The sequence below is a fragment of the Flexithrix dorotheae DSM 6795 genome (assembly GCF_000379765.1).
In the GTDB taxonomy this organism is placed as follows: Bacteria; Bacteroidota; Bacteroidia; order Cytophagales; family Flammeovirgaceae; genus Flexithrix; species Flexithrix dorotheae.
The window spans coordinates 348,620-372,640 of sequence record NZ_KB903430.1; the positions used below are offsets into that span (position 1 = coordinate 348,620).

The window sequence follows — 24,021 nt, forward strand, 5'->3', positions numbered from 1 at the left end:
CGGGTGCTCCACACTGGGAACTATTATTTCCGGGAAATAGTAATCTTTCTATCTATCTTTTAGGGCAAAATAATACACGATTAATATTGAATTACTACTTAAATTTAAATTTCAGACAACTTCAATATCCAGATTGAGCCAAAAAAGGTTCTCCTTTTTCTATAAAAAATATTTATTCTGGTATAAATAAATTTTAAGCTTTTCCAATTACCGGATCAATATATTTGCAAAAAAAGTAAAAAAACATGGCAGTAGAATTAGTAAACGATAGTAATTTTTCAGAAATCATTAAAAATAATGAAAAAGTAGTAGTGAAGTTCTTCGCTAACTGGTGTGGAAGCTGCAGACTTTTCAAACCAAAATTCAGAAGATTATCAGAAAATGAAAATTATGCTGATGTGAAATTTCTGGATGTAAACGCAGAGGAAAGTCCTGAAGCCAGAAAACTGGCAGGGGTTCAGAATTTACCATTTTTTGCAGTATTTAAGAATGGTGAATTGGTTGACGGTGTTCCTACCAGCCAGGAACCAGCTGTAGTGGAATTAATTGGGAAATTAGGATAATAATATTTCAAGCAAAATGAAAATACCAGTTATAAAAAAACTTGTGGAGGAGCATTCGGCTGAAGCCCTCGAAAAAGCTGAAGCCGCCTTGGCTGAAGAACAAACACCAGAAATTGAAATTCCAGGAGATGATGAAGGCGAACAGTTGACACATGCATTTGCGGCTTTATGGATAAAGCAAAAAATGGATGAAGGGGAAGAATTCAAAACAGCTTTAAGAGCTTATACGCAAATGGTAAGAAGTTCAATAAGTTAACTTCTTTATTGAAGGTGCATTTATAAATGTCTGGTTTGAAATAAGCCAGGCATTTTTTATTTGTACCAAGCGCTGGTAGAAATATCAAAATTTGTCCATTTTTGGGTTTTCTAATCTAAAAACACTTTTGCCATAATGATTTCATTCTATCCCGGTCCATCTAAAGTTTATCCACAAATAAAGGAATTCATGGCAGAAGCCTACGATTCCGGGATTTTAAGTGTAAATCACAGGAGCCCTGAATTTGTAGACGTTTCGAAAAAAACCATCCAATTGTTACGGGATAAACTCAATATCCCAAATGAGTTTACTATTTTTTTTACTTCTTCTGCCACCGAATGTTGGGAAATTATCGGGCAATCATTTATCGACCTCTACAGCTTTCATTTGTACAATGGAGCTTTTGGGGAGAAGTGGATGGAATATCGTAAAAAACTGATGCCAAATGCTTCAGGTTTGGGTTTTAATCCTCAGAAAACCATTGGTATCAATAAATTAAAGCAAATAATAAATCCTGGTTTGATTTGCCTCACCCAAAACGAAACCTCCAATGCCACCCAGGTAAAAAATAAAACCATTAAAAAAATTCGAAAACAATTTAGCGATTCACTTATTTGTGTGGATGCGACTTCTTCCCTAGCCGGAATTGAACTGGAATGGAGAAATGCGGACATTTGGTATGCTTCTGTGCAAAAGTGCTTTGGACTTCCAGCCGGACTTGCTGTAATGATTTGCTCAAAAAGAGCAGTGGAAAAAGCCTTAGAAATCAATAACAATCAACATTATAACAGCCTTCCTTTTTTAATCGAAAAGATGAAGGATTTCCAAACCACATATACGCCCAATGTACTCAACATTTACCTTTTAATGAAGGTAATGGAAATGGTCCCAAAAATTGATAAGGTCCACAATAAAATTAAATCCAGAGCCCTGGAAATGAATAAATTTCTGATAAAAAATGGCTATTCTCCTCTAATTCAAAATGCTAATGTCAGATCTTATACTGTTCTGGGAGTTAAAGATACTCCGGAAAGAATTGCCCAAATTAAAAAAGGAGCAAAACAACAAGGCCTGCTATTGGGCAATGGTTATGGGAACTGGAAATCCAACACTTTTAGAATTGCTAATTTCCCAGCTATCACAAAGGAGGAGTTTGAGCAATTGAAGGACTTCCTTTCTAAATATTCCAAATCTTAATCCATCATTTTTTCTCAAAATAAAAGCACATTATTTCACCATTTACCGTCCAATTTCATCCGCCTATAATTGATTTTTTTTCTTTAAGGGAAAGTTTTCTATCTTTTGCAGGTAAATAGGAGGTTTTGCACAGTAAAGTTCGAGACCTCCTAAATTTATTATAGAAACAACTACAACAAGAATGATGACTAAACTTTTTATTAAACTCCTGCTGATTACTTTCTCAATCAGCGCGATGGCTCAGGATTATCCTGAAGATCATTTACCCAAAGAATTCCATAAAAAGAGAAGGGATCAAATTCGAAAGATGATGCCTAAAAACTCTGCCGCTGTGTTTTTTGCCAATCCGGTAAGAAACCGGGCCAATGATGTGGAATATGTATATCATCAGGACCCAGACTTCTATTACCTCACCGGGTATCTGGAGCCGCATGCTGTTTTGGTGATTTTTTCCGAAAACAAAAAAATTGAAGGAAAGTCTGTGAATGAACTATTTTTCATTCAGGAAAAAAACGAAATGGCTGAAATGTGGACAGGTAAAAGACTGGGGGTGAAAGGAGTAAAGGAAAAACTTGGATTTGAACAGGTATTCAATGGTAAAGAATTTATGGATACTGAAATCGATTTCACGAAATTGGATAAGGTACTTTTCTTCGATTTTAAGAATGATGTAAGAGAAAACAAAAGAGAAGAAGCCGGATTGTATCAGCTAATTGAGGAATTTAAAGAAAAAGTGGAATATCCTGAAGATTTTGATGCAGATAAAGAACAGGTTTATGCCATGATTAAAGACTCGGATATGGCAGATGCCGGGCAAATTGCACAAACAATTGCCAACAAAAGCAGGTTAAATCCGTCTCTGATCAAAGACCCTAATATTGCAAAATACCTTGCAGCAAAAAGTGAGGAGGAAAAGAAACTGGTAATTGCCTCCTTCCCAGAACCAGAAACCAACCTGGATACTTACAGCCTCAACAAAATAATGGCTACCATGAGGGAAGTGAAATCTCCTGAGGAAATCAAATTATTAAGAAAAGCAGTAGATATTTCATGTATCGGGCAAGCCGAAGTAATGAAAGCAATGTCTCCGGATTTGTCAGAAACGGCAATTCAGGGTATTCACGAATTTGTTTTCAAAAAGTATGGCGCTGAATTCGAAGGCTATCCGTCAATTGTTGGAGCCGGAGCTAACGGTTGCGTTTTGCACTACATCACCAACAATAAAATGAAAGTAGGCAATGACCTTGTACTTATGGATTTGGGGGCAGAGTACAGAGGCTATACAGCAGATGTGACCAGAACAATTCCTGCAAATGGTAAGTTTACACCTGAACAAAAAGCCATTTACGACCTGGTTTATGAAGCTCAGGAAGCCTCTTTTAAAATTTGCAAACCAGGGAATGTCATCAGAAACACAACCCTGGTTTCCAGAGAAGTAATTAACAAAGGGTTGGCTAAACTGGGTATCATAGAAAGTGAAGATGCTGAGCATATGTATTTCCCTCATGGTGTTTCTCACCATATTGGGCTGGATGTGCATGACAGGGGAAATTACACCACTTTTGAGCCAAACATGGTCCTAACTGTGGAGCCTGGAATTTACATCCCGCCAGGAAGCCCTTGTGATGAAAAATGGTGGGGAATTGGTGTGAGAATAGAAGATGATATTTTAATTACTGAAGATGGGTACGAACTACTTTCTGATTTGGCTCCAAGATCTTCGGATGAAATAGAAAAATTAATGGCTGAAAAAAGTGCCCTGGCAGATTTTATGTTGCCAGAACTAGAGGAGGAATAATCAACTTTTATTATTGAATAAAAAGAGGCTGGATCATTTATGATTTAGCCTCTTTTCGTTTTTCAAAAACATATCATTTGTATGTAGCTTTCCAAAATTTACCTCCAATCCAGTTTCACGGTTTTCCCATTCTCCTCTAAATTCCCAGCAATTGCCCTTAAAGTAAACTCTCCTGATGTTTTGGAAATTTTAGCATCCAGCCAGCCAACAGGCTGATCATCTGAAAAATTATATCCGATGCCCGGCTGGCCGATTACATGTATATCTTCCATTTTATCATATTGATATTGGTGTGCATGGCCATGGAAAATTGCTTTCACCTTTTTATAAGGTAAAATAATTTTGAACAATCTGTCATAATCCAAAAGTGCTCCGTCCGACTCGTTCAGGGTATGGTGAACAAAAATAAAGGTAGGTTTATCAGCACTTGTTTTCAAATGATCTTCCAGCCACTCCCGCTGTTTTTCACCTAAAAACCCAGGAGTTTTATTCACAAACATCAAGGAATCCAAAATGATAACGCTGATTAAATCCAATTCAAAGGCAAGTGCATGTTTATCCTTTAAATCTCCCTGGTGCTCCTGGGCAAATGCTTCGTGGAAATTTTCCCTGTGATCATGATTTCCCAATGTCATCAGGACAGGATGTACATCTGAAACTGGTTTTAACAGTTTACTAAATTTCTCATAATCAGCCTTTTCACCTGTAAGTCTTGCCAGATCTCCATTTATTATTGATAATTCGGGTTTTTGGGCAAGAACCTCCCCTACTACTTTTCCGAAATTTTTCACTGGGAAAAAATCACGATAACTTTCCGTTTCATCAGCGGGAATATGTGTATCAGAAAGTAAGGCCAAATGGTGATAATCAGCCTTTTGTTGCCCCAATAAATTAATAGGCGAGGCTAAGGCTGCTATCCCGGCAAACTTTGCTGAAGAGATTAAAAATTTTCTTCTACTTGATGAGTTATAAACTACTCCAGGCATAATAATAAAAGTTAATGACTAATTGAGGTGTTGAATTTATTTTTTAAAATTAATCTTTAAATTTAAGTACAACCTGAGAACTCAGGGTTAATACCTGGTTAAATTACTAAAATTGAAGAAAGACTGAAGTTAGACATTCTTTTCAATTTGGAATCATTTTTTTAATTCACCAAAATAAATCTATTGGCTGATATCTTTAAGATAATTTTTTAAGAAGTAAATTAAACTTTTTGTGTAAAAACATAAGGGATCAAGTTTAAACCATTTCAAAGCCTAATTCTACGAAAATGCCAAATAATCGAGATATTTTTATTTCCTATGGAAGGGGAAACGAGCAAAGTAAAGGAAGTAAAGCATTTGCCATCCAATTGCATCAGATTTTAGAAGGGAAAGGCTATGCGGTATGGCTGGACAAGGAGGATATTCCTTTGGGGGTAGATTACCAACAAGAAATTGATGAAGGAATAAAAGGGGCTGATAACTTTCTTTTTATCATTTCACCACATGCTGTAAAATCAGCCTACTGTTATCGTGAAGTACAACTCGCTGTTGAGCTTAATAAAAGAATAATTCCAATTTTACATGTGCTCCCAAGTAATGAAGTAGTAGAAGAAAGTACTCATCCTACCATTAAAAGGCTTAATTGGATTCCATTCGATCAGCCTGAAAACCTGGAAGAATCTGTTGAAAAACTCATTGAAGTAATTCAGACAGACAGAGCGTATATCACCAAGCATACGGAACTTATTTCCAAAGCTTCTGATTGGGCAGCAAAAGGAAGACACAGAGATTTCTTATTGAGAAAAAGCGCACTGAAAGATGCAGAAAAATGGATAAAAGCTGCCATTTCCGAGAATAAAGAACCTGCGCCACCGGAACTACTGGAAGAATTCATATCAAAATCAAGGCGAGTCAGCCGGTACAGATTTATCATTACCAGTGTAAGTGTAGTAGCTTTAATTCTTTTCGGGTCGATTCTGAGCATGGCCCTTTGGTTTAAGCACCAACAGCAAAAAGCCACTTTGGAAGCCTTCCATAATATGAAAAGGGCACAATCCAATAAACTTATAGCCAAAACGACCAACCAATGTGAGGATGAGAAAAATCCTGCTGCCAGTTTGCAAGTGGCGGCATTAGCCTATAAAGTGGATGAAGATAATGAAATGGCCAAAGGAAATTTACTTCAGGCTTACTACCAGATGTACCCTCCACAAATTTCGAATGAAAATTTAGAAGGGAATAAAGGAACAGATATTTATTCTGACAATCAGGAATATCATTTTTATGTTTCAGGTAATGAAATAATGATGGCTACCGGGAATGGTGAAGAAATAGCCATTTTTACCGCCAATGAATCGATTTCCCAACTGGATTACAAGGAGAAAGATCAACTGCTTTTGGCTGAAACCAGTAGCGGAACCGTATTGCAATATAATCTTGATTTAAAAGGAATTGTTTCCAGTTTATCTCGACAGAGAGGTTTGCCGGGATTATCAAAAAAACAAATCCAGAAATACGGCATTGATGTAAAGGAATTAGAGGATTTGGGATTAAAAGTTTCACTGAATAATATTCCAGATATTCCTGAGGCAGGCACTTTAGAAAAGACTGAGGTAAAAGATAAGATTGAAGAAAGAAACAATGAGGATAAAACTGTAAATAAGCCCAATCCTGCCAGGGATCCGGTAACCAACCCTGTAGATGAAATTGTTTCCAAAGTAGATGAATTTTCCGAAATTATGGCTTCTACCGATAAAGACGTACTTTCCGAGGCTTTTAAAGATCATCTTAATCTTTATCAAAAATCTAATGGAGCTGAAAAAGTAAAATATGGAGAAGAGCTCATAGCAATCGGGCAAAAGGCAAAGCAATTGTTTCCTGCAGATAAAAACATAAATACAGCGCTAGGGAAAAGCTATGACCTGATTGGTTGGGAATATTTGAAAAATGAAAAATATGGGGATGCCCTGGAAAACCTGGAAAAAGCCAACCAGATCAATACAGCTGATGGTAAAATTAAAAAGGATTTAATAATCGCCAATTTATTAAATGGCAATTTGACCAAAGCCACAATAAAGGCTACTCCTATGCTAGATCAAGATTGCTCAAAAATTAGTAATTACAGTACTTATCGGGACTGGCTCATAGCCGACTTAAATAACCTGAGCAAAAATGGAAATTTACCACCTGAAGTTTCCAAATTCACCAGCATGCTGCAATCTGTTCCACTTCAGGTTAAAAATATTTCCATTAACAATGGTTCTGAATATACCTATAAATCAAGTGTCAATCTAAAGTTTGATGTAAAAGGAGCCACTGAAATGATGATTTCCAATGTGCCCACTTTCGCTGATGGCACCAAATGGGAACCATATTCGGCAGAAAAATCATGGAATTTAACACCAAATACAGGATTGAAAAAAGTATTTGTAAAATTTAGGGACTTCAATGGACAAGTCTCCCGGCACTATACAGCCTCTATTGTTTTATCCAAATAAAAATCAGCAATTAAACGTATGCGATAAGAGTGGAATCATCTACCTTTTCCAACCTGATTTCATCGAGGTTTCTTTCGGCCGGGCCTTTGGTAACACTGCCATCAATATTAAACTGAGACCCATGACAAGGGCACGCAAAACCACTGTTCCCCTGCAAATCTATCACACAACCCTGATGCGTACAGACTTTCGATAAACTTCTAAAGGAATCCCCACCAGTATTCTGAACCACAAAAGGATCGGTTGAACCATCATCAAATTCCACAATTCCCCCATCTTCCTTTAGCTGAGGATAATTGTCCAGGTTTATTTCAAATTTGAATATTATTTTTAAAGGAGTTCCCTCATTGGAAAAAGTTTCATCAATTGCATCAGAAATCCTGAAGGTCAACACTTTCCCATTAATATTCCTGAAAACATCAAAAGTATAGTTGCCTGGTGCAGCTGGATATTCCCTTTCAATTGTTAACCAGGACGCAGCATTATCTACCTTATAGGCAATATCTATATTTTCCACTCCACTGCTGATCCATTTCAGGGTAAATGCTTCTCCAGCAACAAGCTCCTCATGGGATTCGGGAGGAGCAATTGTTAAACTTTTTTCTGGCCCGATCTGGTTGCTTTCACAACTTGTAGCTATAGGAATAACTGGTGTGATTAGCCCTATAGGGATGATTTTTGAAATAGTTTTTGAAAATTTTCGTCTGTCAGTCTTCATGTTGTATTTTAATTCTTCTTTATTGAGATATTACCACAAATTCAGTTCTTCTGTTTAAAGCACGTCCTTCCTCAGTGTCATTAGTAGCGATGGGATTGTCTTCTCCAAACCCGGCAATTAAAATCCTTTCCGGTTTAATCCCTGTACTCACCAAGATTTCCTTTATACGGTTTGCCCTCTGGGTAGAAAGCATAAGATTATCCTTTGCTGTGCCAATATCATCAGTATGTCCTCTAAGCTCCACTGTAATGTTAGGATACTTATGCATATAAGCAATTGCTTTTCTCACCTCATCTTTCGATTCCTCCAGGATATTCGTATTGGCAAACTCAAATTTTACATTCAATAATTTAACTTCTCCCTTGTTAGGTTTTCGGTTAAATTCATCCTCTTCAATTTCTTCCACAGGATCATCCTCCATTACAGGTCTGTTGGAAAATGTAATATTGATTGAGTCGGAAATATTTTCACCACAGATTTTAAGTGTGGAATTGTAAACGTCTCTTCCATCTACTTCAAAATTTACGGTATAATAACTTTGATTCTTTTTATAGACATCATCAAAAATCCGCATAAAATCAAGGCGGTCATAGATTTGGAAATATCCTCCTTCAGTTAATGTTGAAATTTTTTGCAGGTATCGTTCATCTACTACATCCCCAAAACCAATATTATGGATTTTTACCCCTTTTTCTCTGGCTTCCAACACCAATTCATTTGGGGTAAGTACAGAACTGTTTTCATTGCCATCAGTAAATACAATAATGGATTTTTCTTCATAACCCTCCAGTTTGTCCAGCATTTCTACACCTTCGTAAGTGGCATCAATTAATGCAGTCCCACCTCCATATCCTGAAAGTCCATTTTTATTAAATTGTTGCATCAGCGTATCCTTACTGGTGGAAAAACCGGCTTCAGTACCTACATGGCTATCATATTTTACCAAAGCTACCATATCCACTTCGCGTTTGTTTTCAATGAATTGATCCACCGCATCCTGCACAATATAAGCCCTTTCATTTCCCATTGAGCCACTATGGTCCATCACTATCACAATGGCTTGAGAAGGATGTGCTTCACTGGTAATTTCTTCTACTTCAAATTTTTTTTCAATTGATTTCCCCTTCTTATTAGTCAGTTTAAGATTACACCAGATTTTCTCCCAGTCTTTTTCAGACGCCCCGTAATAATAATTCCCTTCTTCATCCATCAAATGTACCTTCACTCCCACCTTTTTCCCTTCATGTTCCTGAGAAAGATAATGTACTTTTAAGCGGGCATCAGGAGGTAAATCCTTGATATGTTTATAATTTTTCAGATAAGTATATTCATATCCGGGTGGAGCCTTGGCATCATCCACAATAGCGGTTTCTCTTCCTGGTCGGAATAGGGTTTTAGAAAATTTTAATGGTCTGGAAAATTGGCCTTTTTCCAAATCACGAAGCTTAATTAAAGCATGAGTGGTATCCTGTTGTTCAATAAATACAAATTGATTATCCGCGCTAAAAGACAAAAACATGGCATCGGTATAAGAAAATGATTTTGCCGATTTCCTGGTCTCTTTTAATACCAGATTATAACCATTTCTCCATTGATCAAACCCAACCTTTTTATTCACATAAGCTGCCTGAAAACCATAGCTATCTGAATAAGAAGCAAAGAATTTATGCTTAAAAGAAAGCGGTTCAGGATCAGCATCTGAATTAATGGAAATTCGGGTACCTTCCTCATCTTCCTGTAACAAAACCATTTCCTGGCTTCCCACCCATTTATAAGGTTGATTAATTTCCAACAATTCGGTGGTAAACTGGGAGGAATCCAATTCAAAAATCAGCTTTTTGGAATCAATATTAAAGACACCAACACTAAGTGTTTCACCTAATTTCTTTGCCAGAAATGCCACCAGTTCTCCATCAGGGCTTAAAGAAGATCCCGTTTTGTAATCGTAATAAAGGTAGCTTTTGTAGGCATTACAGTTGAATTCAGTTTTTTTGTGCAGGGACAGGGTTTCATACTGCTTTACAAATACCAGCCTGTTTTGGTAATCGAGGGTAACTATTTCTTTTCCATTTTTTATAAACCTGGCATCAAACCCGGGAATTCGCCCCAGCATCTCCGGCTTTCCACTCAAGCTCCACAAAATAAAGCCCTTACTGGTTTTGCCCAACAGGAAGTTCCCATCAGGACTTTCAATAAATGAGATAAAACTGTCATTATGGGTATGCCCGGTAAGTTGCCGGTCCGGGTTCCAATTATATCTGTTATAAATATTGAGCACTTTCCCCGGTTCCATTACCAACACATCCTCCCCGTTTTCCATCACAAACAATCTGGAAATGTTTTCAAACTTTTTTTCAAGCTTCATTTTCCTGTAATCGAACAAATAAAAGTCTTTCTCCGACTTAAGTACTAATAATTTATTATCAGGGGAAAATGTTAAGGATTCCGTTTTTCCAGAGGCTTTAAAGCGCAAAAAAGAAATGAATTTTCTGGATTTTACATGATAAACCCTGATGGTATTGTAATAAACAAATTCACCTGCCTTATACCTTTTTTCAGAATGATTTACGGCAAAAAACTTCCCATCGGTACTGCTTCCTGTATATATTTCAGGTGGAGACAGTTTGCTTCTTTGTGCAAAGCTTATTGAATTTATGAATACTAAAAGAAGTAAAAAACCGACCAGTCTTGTTTTTTCCCAAATAAAAATTTGCATAGCTCAAAAAAATAGGAAAAACTCTTAAATAAGCTAACGAAGATTAAGCCAAAATAATTGAATGAGTGGGTAAAACTGGAAATTTAAGCACCTTGCAGGTTATTATTTTCAGATATCCTGCTCTTTATAAAGTTTTTCACTAAAAGATTTGAATTTAACTAAATCTTCTTCCCGATCGATATCGCTCAAAGTGGGAAGAATCTTATAAGTCAGTTGGTGCGCACGAATGTCCTGTATAGTATCTTTGAAAACAGATGAAGTACTCCATTTCTTATTTTCAAACAAAAACGGAAAATAAGCATTCATTCCGAGCAGGTAATAACCACCATCACTTGCAGGCCCTATCACAGTATCAGATTTTTCCAAAGCCATAAAAGCATGCTTTAAAATTTTTGGTGTTAGTTCAGGACAATCACTCCCTATTATTACTATCTTTTTATAACCACTTTTAAATGCATGAGCGAAAGCCCCTTGCATTCTTTTTCCTAATTCTCCAGCGCTCTGTAAAACTTTTTCAAAGTTTTGAGTTTCCCACAAATCATTCTCATCGATGAATTTACTATAATGAACCTGCTTTTTCACTAATACTTTATTAACTACATGATGGGTAAATTGCAATAAATCTTCATAAACTTTAAAAGCGTTATCCTCCCCTATTGTAGCTGCAAGTCTTGTTTTTACCTTTCCCTTTTCAGGATTTTTTACAAAAATCATCAATAGTGATTGCTGGTCATTCATAATAAAATTGTGGTTAATCTTAATGATCCTTTGGTTGAAGATAATAAGCATTATCCAAAAACCAGTTGAATATTCACCCTTAAAAAATCATTAAGAAGAAAAATAGTTCGATTTATTTTTTAAACAATTTAGGACCTCAACTTGTTATCCTTCTAATAAATATCAGGTTTTTTATATTTCTTGAAAAAAAGTTCTAAAAAAAATAATTTATTGATAATAAAATATATCAACACCTGTTAATCATACAGTTTTTATTTAGTAAAATTCAGATTGATTAATTCATAATTATCGGTCTTTCAGATATAAGATTTTTTCATTTTCATATTTAGAGGATTAGGGCAAAGACAATGTTTTTGTCCTATTTTGTTTTTAGCCGTTTTGAGTTTCAAAAAACTCACCATTAAACTTGATTCTTCCCCAGGATTTCCCATTTTATAAATTCTGCCTGTACCTTTTTCAGTTTATTAGATTATCTTAGAATCAGAATTCCGGAAATGAATATTAAACTGAATCCTATTTAATCTTTAAACCAACTGAAACCAGGCCATGCAACTGAAACTATTCCTTTCAATTATTTTTTATTTTTCGATCTCCATTTTATATGGACAGAGAAATGTTGAGAAAATTGACAATCTTTTTAAAAAATATCATAATGAGGAAGGATTTGCAGGTGCCGTTTTAGTAGCTGATAAGGGAGAAGTTATTTATAAAAAAGGTTTTGGATTAGCCAATCAGGATTGGGGAATAAGCAATCAGCCAGATACTAAATTTGACATTGCCTCCATCAGTAAACAATTTACTGCAGCTGTCATTTTAATGTTAGCTGAGGAGGGAAAAATTGATCTGGAAGGGAAAATTTCAGATTACCTGCCCTATTTCAGAAAAGATTATGGCAAGAAAGTGACCATTCACCATTTACTAACCCACCGATCAGGCATCCCCAATTATACTTCAATTCCTTATGTTTGGGAGGATTCTTTAAAATATCACTACAAACTCAAAGACCTGATCACTAAATTCTGCAGCAGAGACCTTGAATTTGAACCTGGTACTTCTTATGAATACAACAACTCCGGTTATGTGATTCTGGCTGCCATTATAGAAACAGCCTGTAAAGATAAGTTTGCCAATATCCTGAATGAGAGGTTGTTTAAACCATTAAACATGAATAGTACTGGGGTAGATGTGAGAGAAATGGTTATTCCCAAAAGAGCTACCGGATATATTAAACAGGAAACATCTTCAAAACCTGCCGATTATATGTATATGGGGAATTTAGTTGGCGCTGGAAATTTATACTCCACGGTTGAAGATTTATTCAAATGGGATCAGGCATTATATTCCAATGAAATTTTATCGGCCAGTGCTAAAGCTAAAATGATAAAATCCTATTCTAAGGGTTCGAGTTGGATTCTACCCTTTGAAAATGGCTATGGCTATGGAGTAGGTACTGCCAATGTAGGGGGGAAAGGGCAACCAAAAGTCAATTTAGTTTTCCACAGTGGCCATATTTCAGGTTATAGTAGTTATTTAGCCAGGTTTACAGACAACCGAAATACTGTAATTATCCTAAGCAATACTGGCTCTATGACTACCACAGGAATGAATCTCCTTGCTGTAGAGGTTAATATGATTTTATCTGAATCTAATTTGCAAAAGACCGGGACTTCGGGGAAAGGACAGTAAAACAATAAACCTTAGCTTGATTCAATTCTAAGGTGAATCTGCTAAGGTTATTTCTTAAATCTCATTCGGAATTAAAAGAGATTTTCTTTTATTTATCTTTTATACTAAAACTCCATCGGGCTTTTTAACATCCGATGGCCAGCATACCCCAGGTGGAAGATCAATTTTTGGAGGCATATCGCTATGATCAAAATCTCCTCCATCATCATTATTCCCTTTTTCCCTTTTATCATCGCTTATTACCTTAATTATTACACAAACCACAGTTGTGAACGAGAGTAAAAATACAATTATGTAATCTATTGGCATGACTGTAAACTATTTAGTAATCTTATTTCTATATAAAAAATTTGGATTGGTTACTTGAATATTACCTCTAATTAAAGTGGTTTCAAATAATTATTGTGATTGTTAGGTTAGTCAGGTGTGTAAGGTTTAAATCAATTCGTTTAAAAAGTACAATCTAAAATGTGGGATTTTGTAGATTGTTTGGATAAAAAATATATGATTTTACTACACAAACTAAATAACGCACTTCGGGTGAAGATTGTTTCCAATTTTTTTCTTGTGTAATGAAATGAAGGGAAATAAATTCTAAATATTTGTTTCTTTAGAAATATTAGAATATTCGGAAGGCTGGTTGCTGAACGGATTTTCCGGATCTAATAAATCAATTACAAAGTTTTGAAGGAAGTTTTCCACATAGACACAAAAATCGGCTGGTTTGTAAGGCTCTTCTTTAAGGGAATAAGCTACAAAATCATCTCCCAGATTTCTGAAGAAATAAAAGCCCGACTGGATTTTAAATGTTTCTATATCGAAATTATCCGGCAAATGTTCAATTTCCCCTTTTTCAATTGTCTTAATCAATAAATACTTGTATAACACCAGCTGAACAATTTTTTCCTTTTCAGGCTCAAAAAACAGATCCAGTATCTGATCAGCCTTCAATTTTGACTTGTTATATGTCCCGGTTTTATAATCCACAATTCTGATTTGATTGTCAATGATATCAATTCTGTCGGCCTTACCCGAAATACAAAATGGCACTACCTCACCATTTTTTAAAGTCACTTTTATGGTATGCCTGTAAAACCTTTCCTGATCCACTAAATAAAAGGGGGCAGCTGATTCCTGCTGTCTTTTCAGGTAATTGAGGATTAGCCTTTCAGCCACTTTTTTCAGGATGTAGTTCTTGCCCTGCTCGGTAACAATTCCCCCAATTTTTTCCTTAATTACCTGCTCAATGGTTTCAGAAATAATATTAGGATGACTTATAATTTCCTGTAAATCCTCCTTTTCCACAAACTGTCCGATTTTGTTTTTAAAAAACAAATCAAGCGTTTCATGGATTACAGTTCCAAAAGTTTTCCGGTCAAGGTCTTCCTCTATTTCGGCAGCTTCTTCCAACTTTAGTATGCTTTTGAAAAAAAAAGCCAAAGTATCTTTTATATACAAATTTATAGCGGAAGGACTTAATCCTTTTTTGAGTACTGCTTTAATCAAATCGAGAATAACTCCATCTTTTTCTACCACTTTTTCTTCTCTTGAGCTTTCTGGCAAATCCAACACCAACTGATTTTTAAACAACTTTCCTCTCTCTCTGGGCAAACCGGGAAGATCAGCAATAATTGTAGAGGCGTTTTCTTCGGCAATGGCCTGTTGAAAGCCAAACTCTTCTTCAATTTGGGTTAAAAACCGGCTTTTCTCTGCTCCACCCCCTGCCGAAGGATCGGTGTACATTAAAGTAATATTTTTGGCTTTGTGAAAAAGACGATAAAAAGTATACGCAAATGAAGCATCATTTTCCTTGTGTGTAGGCAGTTTGAACATTGCACGGATGTCAAAAGGGACAATGGAATCCAGTACTTTTCCGTGCGGAAGCAGGCCTTCATTTGCCGAAAGAATAATGATATTTTCAAAATCAATCGCCCGGCTTTCCAACATACCCATTACCTGAATTGGACTGATCGGCTCCCCAGTAAAAGGCACTTTTACATTTTTAATTAATTCGAAAAGGAATTGCTTAAATGTCTTGATCGTCAGTTTTTCATTCTGGCTTGTAAGCACATCCTGAAGCCGCTTTAAAGTGGTAAAAAACTGATATAAAAACTCATTTTCCAATGCATCTTTTTTATCCTTGAACTGCCCGGAAAGTAATTCAATCACTTCAAATAAGTGATCAAAAGCATTGTTCAGCTCTCCTTCCCAAAACCGGAACAAAACATCATAAGTTTTATCCTCCTTGCTTTGTTCCAACAGCCATTTCCTTGAGATATAAATGATATTTCCACTTTGTACCTGATTTTGAACCTTTAAATGTTCTTCCTGCTTATCTCCATAAAACTGCACAAAAGGATGCTTGATAATTTTCAGTACATCCTTGTAATAAATTTGGAAATCATCCTCCTTTTTTCGAATATTTTCCTGCATTCTAAATAGGGCATCAATTAAAGTATAAAGTGGCGTATTGTTAATTGACATACCCATGGTAACATTTACCAACTCGCCAATATTTATCCCCAAATCCTCTTCAGATGGCAGGGAATGCAACAAAGGCATCAATAAAGTTTCATCGGGAAGGAGAATTGCGGTGTGGTTAATGCTTTCTTTAAAAGCTTCAAATTCACCTTTTTCAGTCAGTGATTTGATTTGTTTAGCTAATAAATCCCCCACTAATTTAGTCTGGGATATCGCATTATTGACATTTATTATTCTGATATTTTTTTCTGGTGAATTCACCGAATTATTCACAAACCCCTCAATACCAGGCAACCAGTTTTTGAGAAATTTCCTGATATAAAGCCCGGCTTCATGTTTTTCATTTTGGAGATAATAATTGTCCATATCCCAATAAGCTGTTCCCATTTTCATATCAATCAGTTGCCCGATCATTTGTTCTTCCACAATGGTAATCTGATTGAATCCGGCAAAGGCAATATGCTCTATTTCATTGTCTCTCAGAGTTTGCTCAAGGTTTTCGTAAACTACCCGATAAGCCAGTCCTGTATAAGCCTGCTTTTGGCTTAATAATTTTTCTCTGAAATGGCGGTAAGTATTTTTCAGGTTTTCCCAAAACACAAAATAGTCTCTTAAGGTACTGGATTCCTTCACTTCCAGATCTTCTCCTAGTTCCAAAGCCCATCTTTCAATGGCTTTTACTTCTTCCAAATGCTCAAAAAGAGAGTCTGCCAGTGATTGAGAGAGATTTTTATCAATCATGCTAAAATCTTTCAGCATGGCATTTCCCAAAGGAATAAATTTCTCCAGATTGTGGTCTTTATCCTTATCGAAAATTTTATAACTCCGATATAGCTCAAAAAGCAATTTTACCCGATCCACCACCTGAACACCACAAACAGAAAGGATAAAATCGTCCATAGCCATAACTTCCGGGGCAATCAGGTTTTGATTGGCAATTTCTGCCAGATAGTATTTAAAATAAAGCCCGGCCCTTCGGGAAGGCAGCACCACATGAATCCGGCTGATTTTTCCGCCAAATTTATTGTATAAATCCTGTGCTACTTCTTTAAGGAATGGGGTCATCTATTTAAAAAATTGCCTGTAAAAAATGCTTTACAAAAGTAAGGTTAAAGACGGGAAGTACTAAACCTTTTAAGAATTAGAATTAAATTGGTCTAACTTAAATACCATTTTTTAAATGAAAAAATTAGTTTGTATTTTAATAACTATTACCCTGGGTTGCGGTCCGGTAGTAGAATTTGAAGTACCCCAACCTGAAGGGACAAAGGATTTACCCATATTCCCATCCAGGTTAATCGGCAAATATCTTAATTTTTCGGACAGTTCGATCATTACCATTGATGCTGAACAAATTACCCGTGAATACCATTTCACAGGCATAATACATAAAGCCGAATTTGAAAATGAAATGGAAATTGCTATTCATCATGACACGGTATTAATTGATGAGGGAATGAAAATTAGCCTTGATGTTATAAATGATTCGGTTAAATTAAGTTCCTGCTTCAAAAATTCTATATTTCAAATTTCTGAAAAAAATATCTTAAGAAAATTCAAAGGGCATTACTTTCTGAATAAACAACATGGAGAAAATGGCATATGGACTGTGCAAATTCTGAAACTAGAGAAAAAGAAATTAAGATTGGAAAACCTTATATATCTGGATGAAATTGAGCCTTTATCAGAAAATGAATTATTAGAATCAAATCAGGATACTACTTCAGGCCTTTTCCAAAAACCTTTTATTGTAAAAGTAAAAAAAGGGGATTTAAAGAAAATCTTAAAAACAAAAGGTAGTAAAGGAGAATATCTGAAGATCAATTAAAAAGCCGTACAAATCCATAATCTGTACGGCTTTAAATATCCAAAAAAACTTATTACTCATCTCTCAAAGTATCCACCGGATTGGCTCTGGCAGCCCGGAAAATTGTGGTACTTGTAGTCAACATTCCAACCGCAAAAATGATAAAACCAGACAATGAAACTGAAATGAGACTTACTGGAATATGATAAGCATAAATTTCACTAAGCAGTGCATCTGTTAATAAAAAACCAACAATTCCTCCCAGAATCACAGCTGAAGTCATGATGATCAAAAACTCCCTGTTAATTAAAGCCACCACACTTTTTACAGAAGCTCCCAAAACTTTCCGTACCCCAATTTCCTTGGTCCTTTTTTCAATATTTAAGGAAGCCAGCGAAAAAATTCCCGAAGCGGAAAGCAATCCTCCAAGAATAGTTAAGAAAATGAATACTTTCTTCAGGTTTCCATTCACATTTCTGGTTTCCTGAAAAACAATTTCCTCCTGTGTTCTGCTTTCAAAAGGCTTTTCCGGGAACACTTTTTTCCATGTATTCTCTAAATCCTTTTGCATCCTTCCGATATCACCTTTATCCACATTTACAATTAACCGGCTATACCTGTCTTTACTTGTCATTTTGAACATATAAGGTTCCGGTTCTTTACTTCTGAATAAATTATCAATATGATTCTCCACCACACCTACAATTCTCACTTTTTTACCCTGGAAAGTTACCACTGTTTCAATTGGATTTTTCAACCCAGTTTTTTCTACAAAGGTTTGATTCACCACCACCGATTCTTCAAAATCAGACTTACTGTCTTTTTTAAATTCTCTCCCTTCTATCAGGTCCAATCCCATGGCCTCCAGGTAGCCATCCCCTACTTCATATACCCTTATTGAGTACTCAGTTGTATCAATTTTTATAGGGTTTTCATAGGGAAATATTCCTACGTGATGATCACAAGCAGCTACTTTTCTAACTTTTGGATTACTTTGAACTTCATTGTAAAGTGCTTCAAATTCCTGCTCTCCCCTTATTCTCACTGTGATTACATTTTCTTTATCATACCCAAAACTTAAACTCTCCTGAAATTGTCCATTCTGAATAAAAACTACTCCGGCTACCAGCACAATTACCGATAAGGCAAACTGCATAGTGACAAGAATTCTGGTGAGCACATTTGTACCTTTTATCTTAATGCCACCTTTCAATAAAGCAATGGTATTGTGGCTACTGTTCAAAATGGCCGGATAGGTTCCTGCGATTACAGCGGCAGTAAAAAGCAGGATGAGCATTGCAATAAAAAAGTTAGCTCCACTTAAATCCTGAAGGCCATATGGCAACTCCCACATTTGTGAAAAAGCAGGCACAATAATTTGTGACAATGCCAGACCAACGATCAAAGCTAAGGTGATGGTGATGGAAATTTCAAATAAAAACTGAAATACTATTTGAGATTTTCTGGCCCCAATTGCCTTTCTGACTCCTACCTCTTTAAGTCTTTTGGCAGTAAGTGCTATGGATGTATTAGTGAGATTGAAACAGGCAATAAGTAAAATAATTAAAGCCAAAATTGAAAAGACTAACAAGGGCACATAGCTAATCCTCAGGTTTACGTAAGTCCACCCAATATTTTCCTGATTAAAATTAGCATCGAAATGTTCTAATTTGTAAGCGGTAACATGCTGGTCTTGTTTTGCCTCATTTCTTATTGGGACATATTTCTGAAGGTTATTGGTGATGTTGTCCACATTTTCGACATTCGCCACCTCAAAAAATACTGCAGGATCCCGCCAATCACTCCAATTCCCAGCTTCTAATTTGTGAAGATCAGTATAATTTTCAAACCTCATCATTGCCTCAAAATAAAAAGTAGAATTAACTGGGGGCTTTTCAAAAACGCCACCCACAATCACCTCTATATCATATTCATTAGCAAAACTCATCACCATTAACTTCCCTACAGCACTCTCCTCCCCAAAATATTTTTTGGCCAGCTTTTCACTCAAAAAGATGCTGTATTTGTCATCAAAAGACTTAAAATCTCCCTCCAACAAATTGAATTTAAACATGTCAAAAAATGTACTATCAGCAAAGCTCACCCCTTCTGAGAAAACTTTTTCATCATAGCGCATATAGCATCCCTCCCCAACATAGCGGGTAAAACGGTCAATTCCTGAAATTTCCTCAATAGCTATAGGAGCAAGAGGCAAAGGCGCATTGATATTTTGCTGGTAGGTTCCATCATTATTTTTAATATGAGTATGGACCTTATAAATCCGTTCTGTATCCTCACTATTGAAATGATTATCGAATTCGATATTGTAGGCAAGCAGAAGATAGGCAGCCACACAACAGGCAAGGGAAATCCCCAATCCAAAAGTGTTTATAATTACATAACTTTTGTTTTTCAGAAGGCTACGCAATGCTACTTTTATATAATTCTTGATCATGTTTTGGGTAGTTAGTTATCGATTAAAATTCAAAACACCAATCAACATACCAAAACAATAAAATACTGCAAATCAATTACTTATAACAATTTACAACTAAACAAAGTGAACGAATTTGAACACCCTATGAGCGATATTGTACGCAAACATTAATGTATTGGAGCACTTTCTGAAAAGATACATTTTGGCTACAAGAAAAAATTAACCAACTATTACCAAACAATTTCCCTAAAAAGAGGCACGGTTTTTTATTTTTACCGTTTATTCAGAAATTGAATTAGACCATTACTACTTAATATCCTATATCATTCTCTAATGAAATCCATCATTTTCCTATTCTTCCTTACGGCAATCCATTTTCAAATATTTGCTTGCGGCACCGTAGAAAGCAGAACAAAATTTTATTTTGAAGCTGAAGATGCTCAAGGGAAGCTCAATCAACTCACTTTTCTGAATTGTGAATTTGTGCTGAAAAGCTATGATTACTCGGCACATCATGATTCCCTTTTGGTATTGGTAATTAATGATGCCTTAAAACAATCTGATGATTTACTAAAATCATCTCCTATTATTTCCTGGAAACTCAGAACAAATGCCATTTCTACTTTTTTCAGATATGAACAATTAAGAGCTCAGGAAAACTCACAGGAATATTACAAACTCCTGACCTCATTATCGGAAAAGCTAAAGGTTAGTGAAAATCTCCTTGACATCAAAAGGCTGGAGAAAGGAATTTATGCCAATTTCAACTTCCCATTTAAGCCAGATAGTTTTGCCCAGGAAACCTATTCTGTGATCAAACGATATTTCCCGGAATATCGATGATTTTAGGAGCAATTCGTCAATTACTTTCCTAAAACTTCTTAAAAAAGTGGGAAATTCGATTTTTCAGTTAACTTTGATTTTTTAATATAAGTTTTTACAAAACTGATTTTTTCAAGTCTTTAAAATCATCCATTTTCACCCTCTAATGAGAAATATAGAATTCAAAAAAGTTCTTCCCTATATTGTTTCTATCGTAGTTTTTTATCTTGCAACCCTTTCCTTTTTCTATCCGGAGTTGATGGAAGATAAAAGTTTAACTCAGACTGATATTGTTCAGTTTGAAGGGATGTCCAAAAGATCGGTAGACTACCGTGCTGAGTCAGGGGAAGAAACCCTATGGAATGATGCCATGTTTTCAGGAACACCTGATTATCTGATTGCAACAGGTCTTCCCAAAAGAGCCATTCTCATTTTAAAGAAGTTCACTTTTGGATTCATTAGTAAGCATAAGGCAGCACATTTACTGTTTCTGGCTATGTTCAGTTACTGGATTTTACTGCTCACATTCGATATAAAGCCCTATCTGGCTATGGTAGGTGCAGTTGCTTTCGCCTTCACTACCTACAATATTGCCACCATCGAAACCGGCCACGTTACTAAATGCTGGGCTATGTTTTATGGCTCTATGGTTCTTGGGGGACTCAATCTGGTTTTTAAAAAGAAATATTTATTAGGCTTTGCCCTCACCACCTTTGCTTTTACGCTGGAAATTGGCGCTACACACTACCAAATTACCTTTTATCTGTTTTTTGTTTGTGCTGCATTTACCATCAATAAATTAATTATCGCCATCAAGGCCAAAGAGCTGGGAGAATTCGGGAAACAGGCCGGAGTAATTTTTGGGGCAATTCTATTGGCTGCCAGTACCGCCACTGCCAACTTCTGGATGACCAAGGAATATACACCTTATTCCATTCGGGGAAATGCCATCTTAAGCAGTGTTGGAGCAGATGGTAAGGCAGAGAAAAAGAAAGATGGGCTGGATAAGGATTATGCTTTTAGCTGGAGCCAGGGAAAAATGGAAACCTTCACCCTTTTGGTTCCCTATTTATATGGCGGTGGAAGCAACGAAAAGCTGGATAATGACACTGAAACGTATAAATTGCTGGAGCAGGCTACCAGAGGTGGGCAACTGGACAGAAACCAGATGAACCAGATTTTGAATGGCGCCCCACTTTATTGGGGAGATCAGCCTTTCACAGCCGGTCCGGTTTACGCAGGAGCAATTTTTTGTTTCTTGTTTGTTTTATCACTTTTTGTATTGGATAAACAAACCAAATATTGGATTTTGGCAGGCGTGATTATTTCCATGATGTTTGCCTGGGGGAAACACCTTTCTTTTTTCAATTATTTCTTATTCGATCATATTCCCGGATTCAATAAGTTCAGGTCGGTTTCTATGGCCTTAACCATGGTAATTATGCTTATGCCATTGGCTGGATTAATGGCTGTCCAAAAACTTTGGGCAAAAGCTGATTTCAATAAAAAGGATCAAAAGAATTTATTCATTGCCACAGGAATAGTAGCCGGAATTTGTCTGCTTATGGTCGTTTTCTCCGGAATGGGTAGTTATGAATCTCCTTCCGATGCCCAAATGGGTGCGTTGGGAGAAGCCCTACAAAAAGACAGAGAATCCATTATGAAAGCAGATGCCTTGCGGTCTATGTTTTTGATTTTGGTAGCTGCTGCATTACTTTATTTTTCAAACCTTGGTAAATTAAGTAAGGATATTGCCCTGTTGGTTTTAGGCATTCTGCTTGTTGGAGATGTCTGGATGGTGGGAAAAAGGTATTTATCTTTTGATAAATTCACTAAAAACCCGATTCAGAAATACATGCAGAAAACCAAAGCTGATGAATTTATTTTAAGTGATAAAGATCCACATTACAGGGTTTTCAATATCTCTACTCCCCCAAGCAGTTTTGATAAAGAAGCCAGAACTTCTTATTACCACAAATCGATCGGTGGATATTTTGCTGCTAAATTAATGCGGTATAAAGATCTGATCGAACGTCAGTTATATGGTGAACAACAAAAAATTATGAGCAGAATCCAGGCAAAAACCTACCCAGATTTTGCTGAAATTCCCAACCTGAATATGCTCAATGCCAAGTATATTAAATTGGGAAGTGGGGAAAGGTCCGTAATAAAAAATGAAGGCGCTATGGGTAATGCCTGGTTTGTCCCAAAATTAACCGAGGTAGAAAACCCTGATGAAGAGATGGCAGCTATTTCTGCTTTTAACCCAGCCGAAGAAGCTTTTATTTATACCAAAGATGAAAATTCAGTTGCAAATACTTCATTTCAATTAGACAGTGCTGCCAGTGTAGAACTGGTTTCCTACAGTCCCAGAGAGATTAAATATAAAACCAACAACTCTAAAGATGGTTTTGTGGTATTTTCAGAAATCTATTATCCGGAGGGCTGGTCCGCTAAAATTGATGATCAGGAGGCAGAAATTAAAAGGGTAAATTACCTACTTCGTGGCCTGGAAGTTCCGGCTGGTAATCATGAAATAATATTTGAATTTAATCCTACTTCTTATGTAGTCGGTTCTAAAATTACAATGATTAGTAGCTGGCTTGTAGGATTAATTGTGGTTGTGGCTCTTTCACTCTCACTTTATCAAAAACTCAATAAAAATGAAGAATCTCAGGAATGATTTGATTAATTGATTTTCATGTATTTCAGAAAACCTTTCATTCCTACAAAAAAATGCACCATTGTTTTGTTAAATGGTGCATTTTCATTTTAACTTTGCCCTCATATTTGAAAACTGCAATTTCCATATTATTTCTGGTAGTTTTTCTGCCAGGACTTTTCAATCAGGGCATTATTATTCTTAATTATGAATTGAATAAGGAGGTCATCACCGAATTATTTTGCATCAATAAGGATAAACCCATGCTATCCTGTGCAGGGCAATGCCATTTGAAAAAGCAATTAGAAAAGGAGCAGGAGAAAGAAGAAGAAAAGGAAAACACCCAACAGGAAAGTGTACAATTTATCTCGATTTCAATTGTCGCAGCTTTTCAAAAACTAAAGGCATTTTCAAGTACAGAGCAAAATCATAATTGTCTCTACCTTTTCACACCAAGTACAACCTATTTTACCGATATCTTCCACCCTCCCAGACATTGCTAATTGTGCACGCTCCATTTCGGATTTTTTCATCTTGAAAGGCAGTTCTGTCATCAATACTTTATTAAATGTGCTTAACTTTCATTATGAAATTCAGTCCGGTTTTGGGATTTCTTTTTCTATACCAAATGTTTCACCAATAGCTTTCATGGGCTG

The 24,021-nt window shown here is 36.1% G+C and carries 17 protein-coding genes; 10 read left to right on the forward strand and 7 right to left on the reverse strand.

The annotated features are described in order from the left end of the window. Nucleotides 1-245 precede the first annotated feature (245 nt). The 4 genes from A3EM_RS0101430 (at nt 246) to A3EM_RS0101445 (ending at nt 3,814) form a co-directional block, all read left to right on the forward strand. Entirely contained in the window at nt 246-563 is a 318-nt protein-coding gene (locus A3EM_RS0101430; protein ID WP_020526375.1) for a thioredoxin family protein, read from the forward strand. A 16-nt stretch (nt 564-579) separates the two neighbouring features. Next, a complete protein-coding gene (locus A3EM_RS0101435) occupies nt 580-819 on the forward strand; it encodes a DUF6952 family protein (RefSeq protein ID WP_020526376.1) in 240 nt (79 codons plus the stop codon). 135 nt (nt 820-954) lie between these two features. Beyond that, nucleotides 955-2,016, forward strand: a complete 1,062-nt coding sequence (locus A3EM_RS0101440; RefSeq protein WP_020526377.1) for an aminotransferase class V-fold PLP-dependent enzyme — start codon at nt 955-957, stop codon at nt 2,014-2,016. Between the two features lie 184 nt (nt 2,017-2,200). Next, nucleotides 2,201-3,814 carry an aminopeptidase P N-terminal domain-containing protein gene (locus A3EM_RS0101445; RefSeq protein ID WP_020526378.1) on the forward strand — a complete coding sequence of 538 codons (1,614 nt, stop codon included), beginning with the start codon at nt 2,201-2,203 and terminating at the stop codon, nt 3,812-3,814. Nucleotides 3,815-3,912: 98 nt separating this feature from the next. Here A3EM_RS0101445 and A3EM_RS0101450 read toward each other — a convergent pair whose 3' ends face one another. After that, nucleotides 3,913-4,800 carry a metallophosphoesterase family protein gene (locus A3EM_RS0101450; RefSeq protein WP_020526379.1) on the reverse strand — a complete coding sequence of 296 codons (888 nt, stop codon included), beginning with the start codon at nt 4,798-4,800 and terminating at the stop codon, nt 3,913-3,915. 287 nt (nt 4,801-5,087) lie between these two features. On the opposite strand from A3EM_RS0101450, the gene A3EM_RS0101455 reads away from it, so the two are divergent. Next, nucleotides 5,088-7,298, forward strand: coding sequence for a toll/interleukin-1 receptor domain-containing protein (locus tag A3EM_RS0101455; RefSeq protein ID WP_020526380.1), 2,211 nt, complete (start codon nt 5,088-5,090; stop codon nt 7,296-7,298). A gap of 10 nt (nt 7,299-7,308) precedes the next feature. On the opposite strand, the gene A3EM_RS45385 is transcribed toward A3EM_RS0101455, so the two are convergent. From A3EM_RS45385 to A3EM_RS0101470, 3 genes are all read right to left on the reverse strand, one after another. Next, the gene (locus tag A3EM_RS45385; protein WP_020526381.1) at nt 7,309-8,016 is read right to left on the reverse strand and encodes a QcrA and Rieske domain-containing protein; all 708 of its coding nucleotides are present in this window, start codon (nt 8,014-8,016) and stop codon (nt 7,309-7,311) included. A gap of 19 nt (nt 8,017-8,035) precedes the next feature. Then, the gene (locus A3EM_RS45390) at nt 8,036-10,732 is read right to left on the reverse strand and encodes a VWA domain-containing protein (RefSeq protein ID WP_020526382.1); all 2,697 of its coding nucleotides are present in this window, start codon (nt 10,730-10,732) and stop codon (nt 8,036-8,038) included. A gap of 108 nt (nt 10,733-10,840) precedes the next feature. Beyond that, nucleotides 10,841-11,470 (reverse strand): TIGR04282 family arsenosugar biosynthesis glycosyltransferase, encoded by a 630-nt coding sequence (locus tag A3EM_RS0101470; RefSeq protein WP_044237051.1) that lies wholly within the window; start codon nt 11,468-11,470, stop codon nt 10,841-10,843. 546 nt (nt 11,471-12,016) lie between these two features. On the opposite strand from A3EM_RS0101470, the gene A3EM_RS41195 reads away from it, so the two are divergent. Then, a complete protein-coding gene (locus A3EM_RS41195) occupies nt 12,017-13,156 on the forward strand; it encodes a serine hydrolase domain-containing protein (protein ID WP_020526385.1) in 1,140 nt (379 codons plus the stop codon). 99 nt (nt 13,157-13,255) lie between these two features. Here A3EM_RS41195 and A3EM_RS41200 read toward each other — a convergent pair whose 3' ends face one another. Together A3EM_RS41200 and A3EM_RS0101490 are read right to left on the reverse strand one after the other, a co-directional pair. Next, nucleotides 13,256-13,465 (reverse strand): hypothetical protein, encoded by a 210-nt coding sequence (locus A3EM_RS41200; protein WP_020526386.1) that lies wholly within the window; start codon nt 13,463-13,465, stop codon nt 13,256-13,258. Between the two features lie 285 nt (nt 13,466-13,750). Next, nucleotides 13,751-16,702 carry a PD-(D/E)XK nuclease family protein gene (locus A3EM_RS0101490; protein WP_020526387.1) on the reverse strand — a complete coding sequence of 984 codons (2,952 nt, stop codon included), beginning with the start codon at nt 16,700-16,702 and terminating at the stop codon, nt 13,751-13,753. Between the two features lie 115 nt (nt 16,703-16,817). Between A3EM_RS0101490 and A3EM_RS0101495 the strand changes: the two genes are divergently transcribed. Beyond that, nucleotides 16,818-17,465 carry a hypothetical protein gene (locus tag A3EM_RS0101495; RefSeq protein ID WP_020526388.1) on the forward strand — a complete coding sequence of 216 codons (648 nt, stop codon included), beginning with the start codon at nt 16,818-16,820 and terminating at the stop codon, nt 17,463-17,465. A gap of 52 nt (nt 17,466-17,517) precedes the next feature. On the opposite strand, the gene A3EM_RS0101500 is transcribed toward A3EM_RS0101495, so the two are convergent. Beyond that, nucleotides 17,518-19,899: an ABC transporter permease gene (locus A3EM_RS0101500; RefSeq protein WP_020526389.1), complete on the reverse strand. Its 2,382-nt coding sequence runs from the start codon at nt 19,897-19,899 to the stop codon at nt 17,518-17,520. A gap of 315 nt (nt 19,900-20,214) precedes the next feature. On the opposite strand from A3EM_RS0101500, the gene A3EM_RS0101505 reads away from it, so the two are divergent. The 3 genes from A3EM_RS0101505 (at nt 20,215) to A3EM_RS45395 (ending at nt 23,868) form a co-directional block, all read left to right on the forward strand. Beyond that, nucleotides 20,215-20,724 carry a hypothetical protein gene (locus A3EM_RS0101505; protein WP_020526390.1) on the forward strand — a complete coding sequence of 170 codons (510 nt, stop codon included), beginning with the start codon at nt 20,215-20,217 and terminating at the stop codon, nt 20,722-20,724. A gap of 145 nt (nt 20,725-20,869) precedes the next feature. Continuing rightward, nucleotides 20,870-23,386, forward strand: coding sequence for a YfhO family protein (locus A3EM_RS0101510; RefSeq protein ID WP_020526391.1), 2,517 nt, complete (start codon nt 20,870-20,872; stop codon nt 23,384-23,386). A 107-nt stretch (nt 23,387-23,493) separates the two neighbouring features. After that, nucleotides 23,494-23,868 (forward strand): hypothetical protein, encoded by a 375-nt coding sequence (locus tag A3EM_RS45395; RefSeq protein ID WP_020526392.1) that lies wholly within the window; start codon nt 23,494-23,496, stop codon nt 23,866-23,868. Nucleotides 23,869-24,021: the final 153 nt, after the last annotated feature.

Coding starts and splice junctions, on each gene's coding strand:
- A3EM_RS0101440 (WP_020526377.1), top strand. CDS start 955: ATGATTTCATTCTATCCCGGTCCATCTAAAGTTTATCCACAAATAAAG.
- A3EM_RS0101450 (WP_020526379.1), bottom strand. CDS start 4,800: ATGCCTGGAGTAGTTTATAACTCATCAAGTAGAAGAAAATTTTTAATC.
- A3EM_RS0101500 (WP_020526389.1), bottom strand. CDS start 19,899: ATGATCAAGAATTATATAAAAGTAGCATTGCGTAGCCTTCTGAAAAAC.
- A3EM_RS0101470 (WP_044237051.1), bottom strand. CDS start 11,470: ATGAATGACCAGCAATCACTATTGATGATTTTTGTAAAAAATCCTGAA.
- A3EM_RS0101455 (WP_020526380.1), top strand. CDS start 5,088: ATGCCAAATAATCGAGATATTTTTATTTCCTATGGAAGGGGAAACGAG.
- A3EM_RS0101490 (WP_020526387.1), bottom strand. CDS start 16,702: ATGACCCCATTCCTTAAAGAAGTAGCACAGGATTTATACAATAAATTT.
- A3EM_RS0101445 (WP_020526378.1), top strand. CDS start 2,201: ATGACTAAACTTTTTATTAAACTCCTGCTGATTACTTTCTCAATCAGC.
- A3EM_RS0101510 (WP_020526391.1), top strand. CDS start 20,870: ATGAGAAATATAGAATTCAAAAAAGTTCTTCCCTATATTGTTTCTATC.
- A3EM_RS45390 (WP_020526382.1), bottom strand. CDS start 10,732: ATGCAAATTTTTATTTGGGAAAAAACAAGACTGGTCGGTTTTTTACTT.
- A3EM_RS0101495 (WP_020526388.1), top strand. CDS start 16,818: ATGAAAAAATTAGTTTGTATTTTAATAACTATTACCCTGGGTTGCGGT.
- A3EM_RS45385 (WP_020526381.1), bottom strand. CDS start 8,016: ATGAAGACTGACAGACGAAAATTTTCAAAAACTATTTCAAAAATCATC.
- A3EM_RS0101435 (WP_020526376.1), top strand. CDS start 580: ATGAAAATACCAGTTATAAAAAAACTTGTGGAGGAGCATTCGGCTGAA.
- A3EM_RS0101505 (WP_020526390.1), top strand. CDS start 20,215: ATGAAATCCATCATTTTCCTATTCTTCCTTACGGCAATCCATTTTCAA.
- A3EM_RS41200 (WP_020526386.1), bottom strand. CDS start 13,465: ATGCCAATAGATTACATAATTGTATTTTTACTCTCGTTCACAACTGTG.
- A3EM_RS41195 (WP_020526385.1), top strand. CDS start 12,017: ATGCAACTGAAACTATTCCTTTCAATTATTTTTTATTTTTCGATCTCC.
- A3EM_RS0101430 (WP_020526375.1), top strand. CDS start 246: ATGGCAGTAGAATTAGTAAACGATAGTAATTTTTCAGAAATCATTAAA.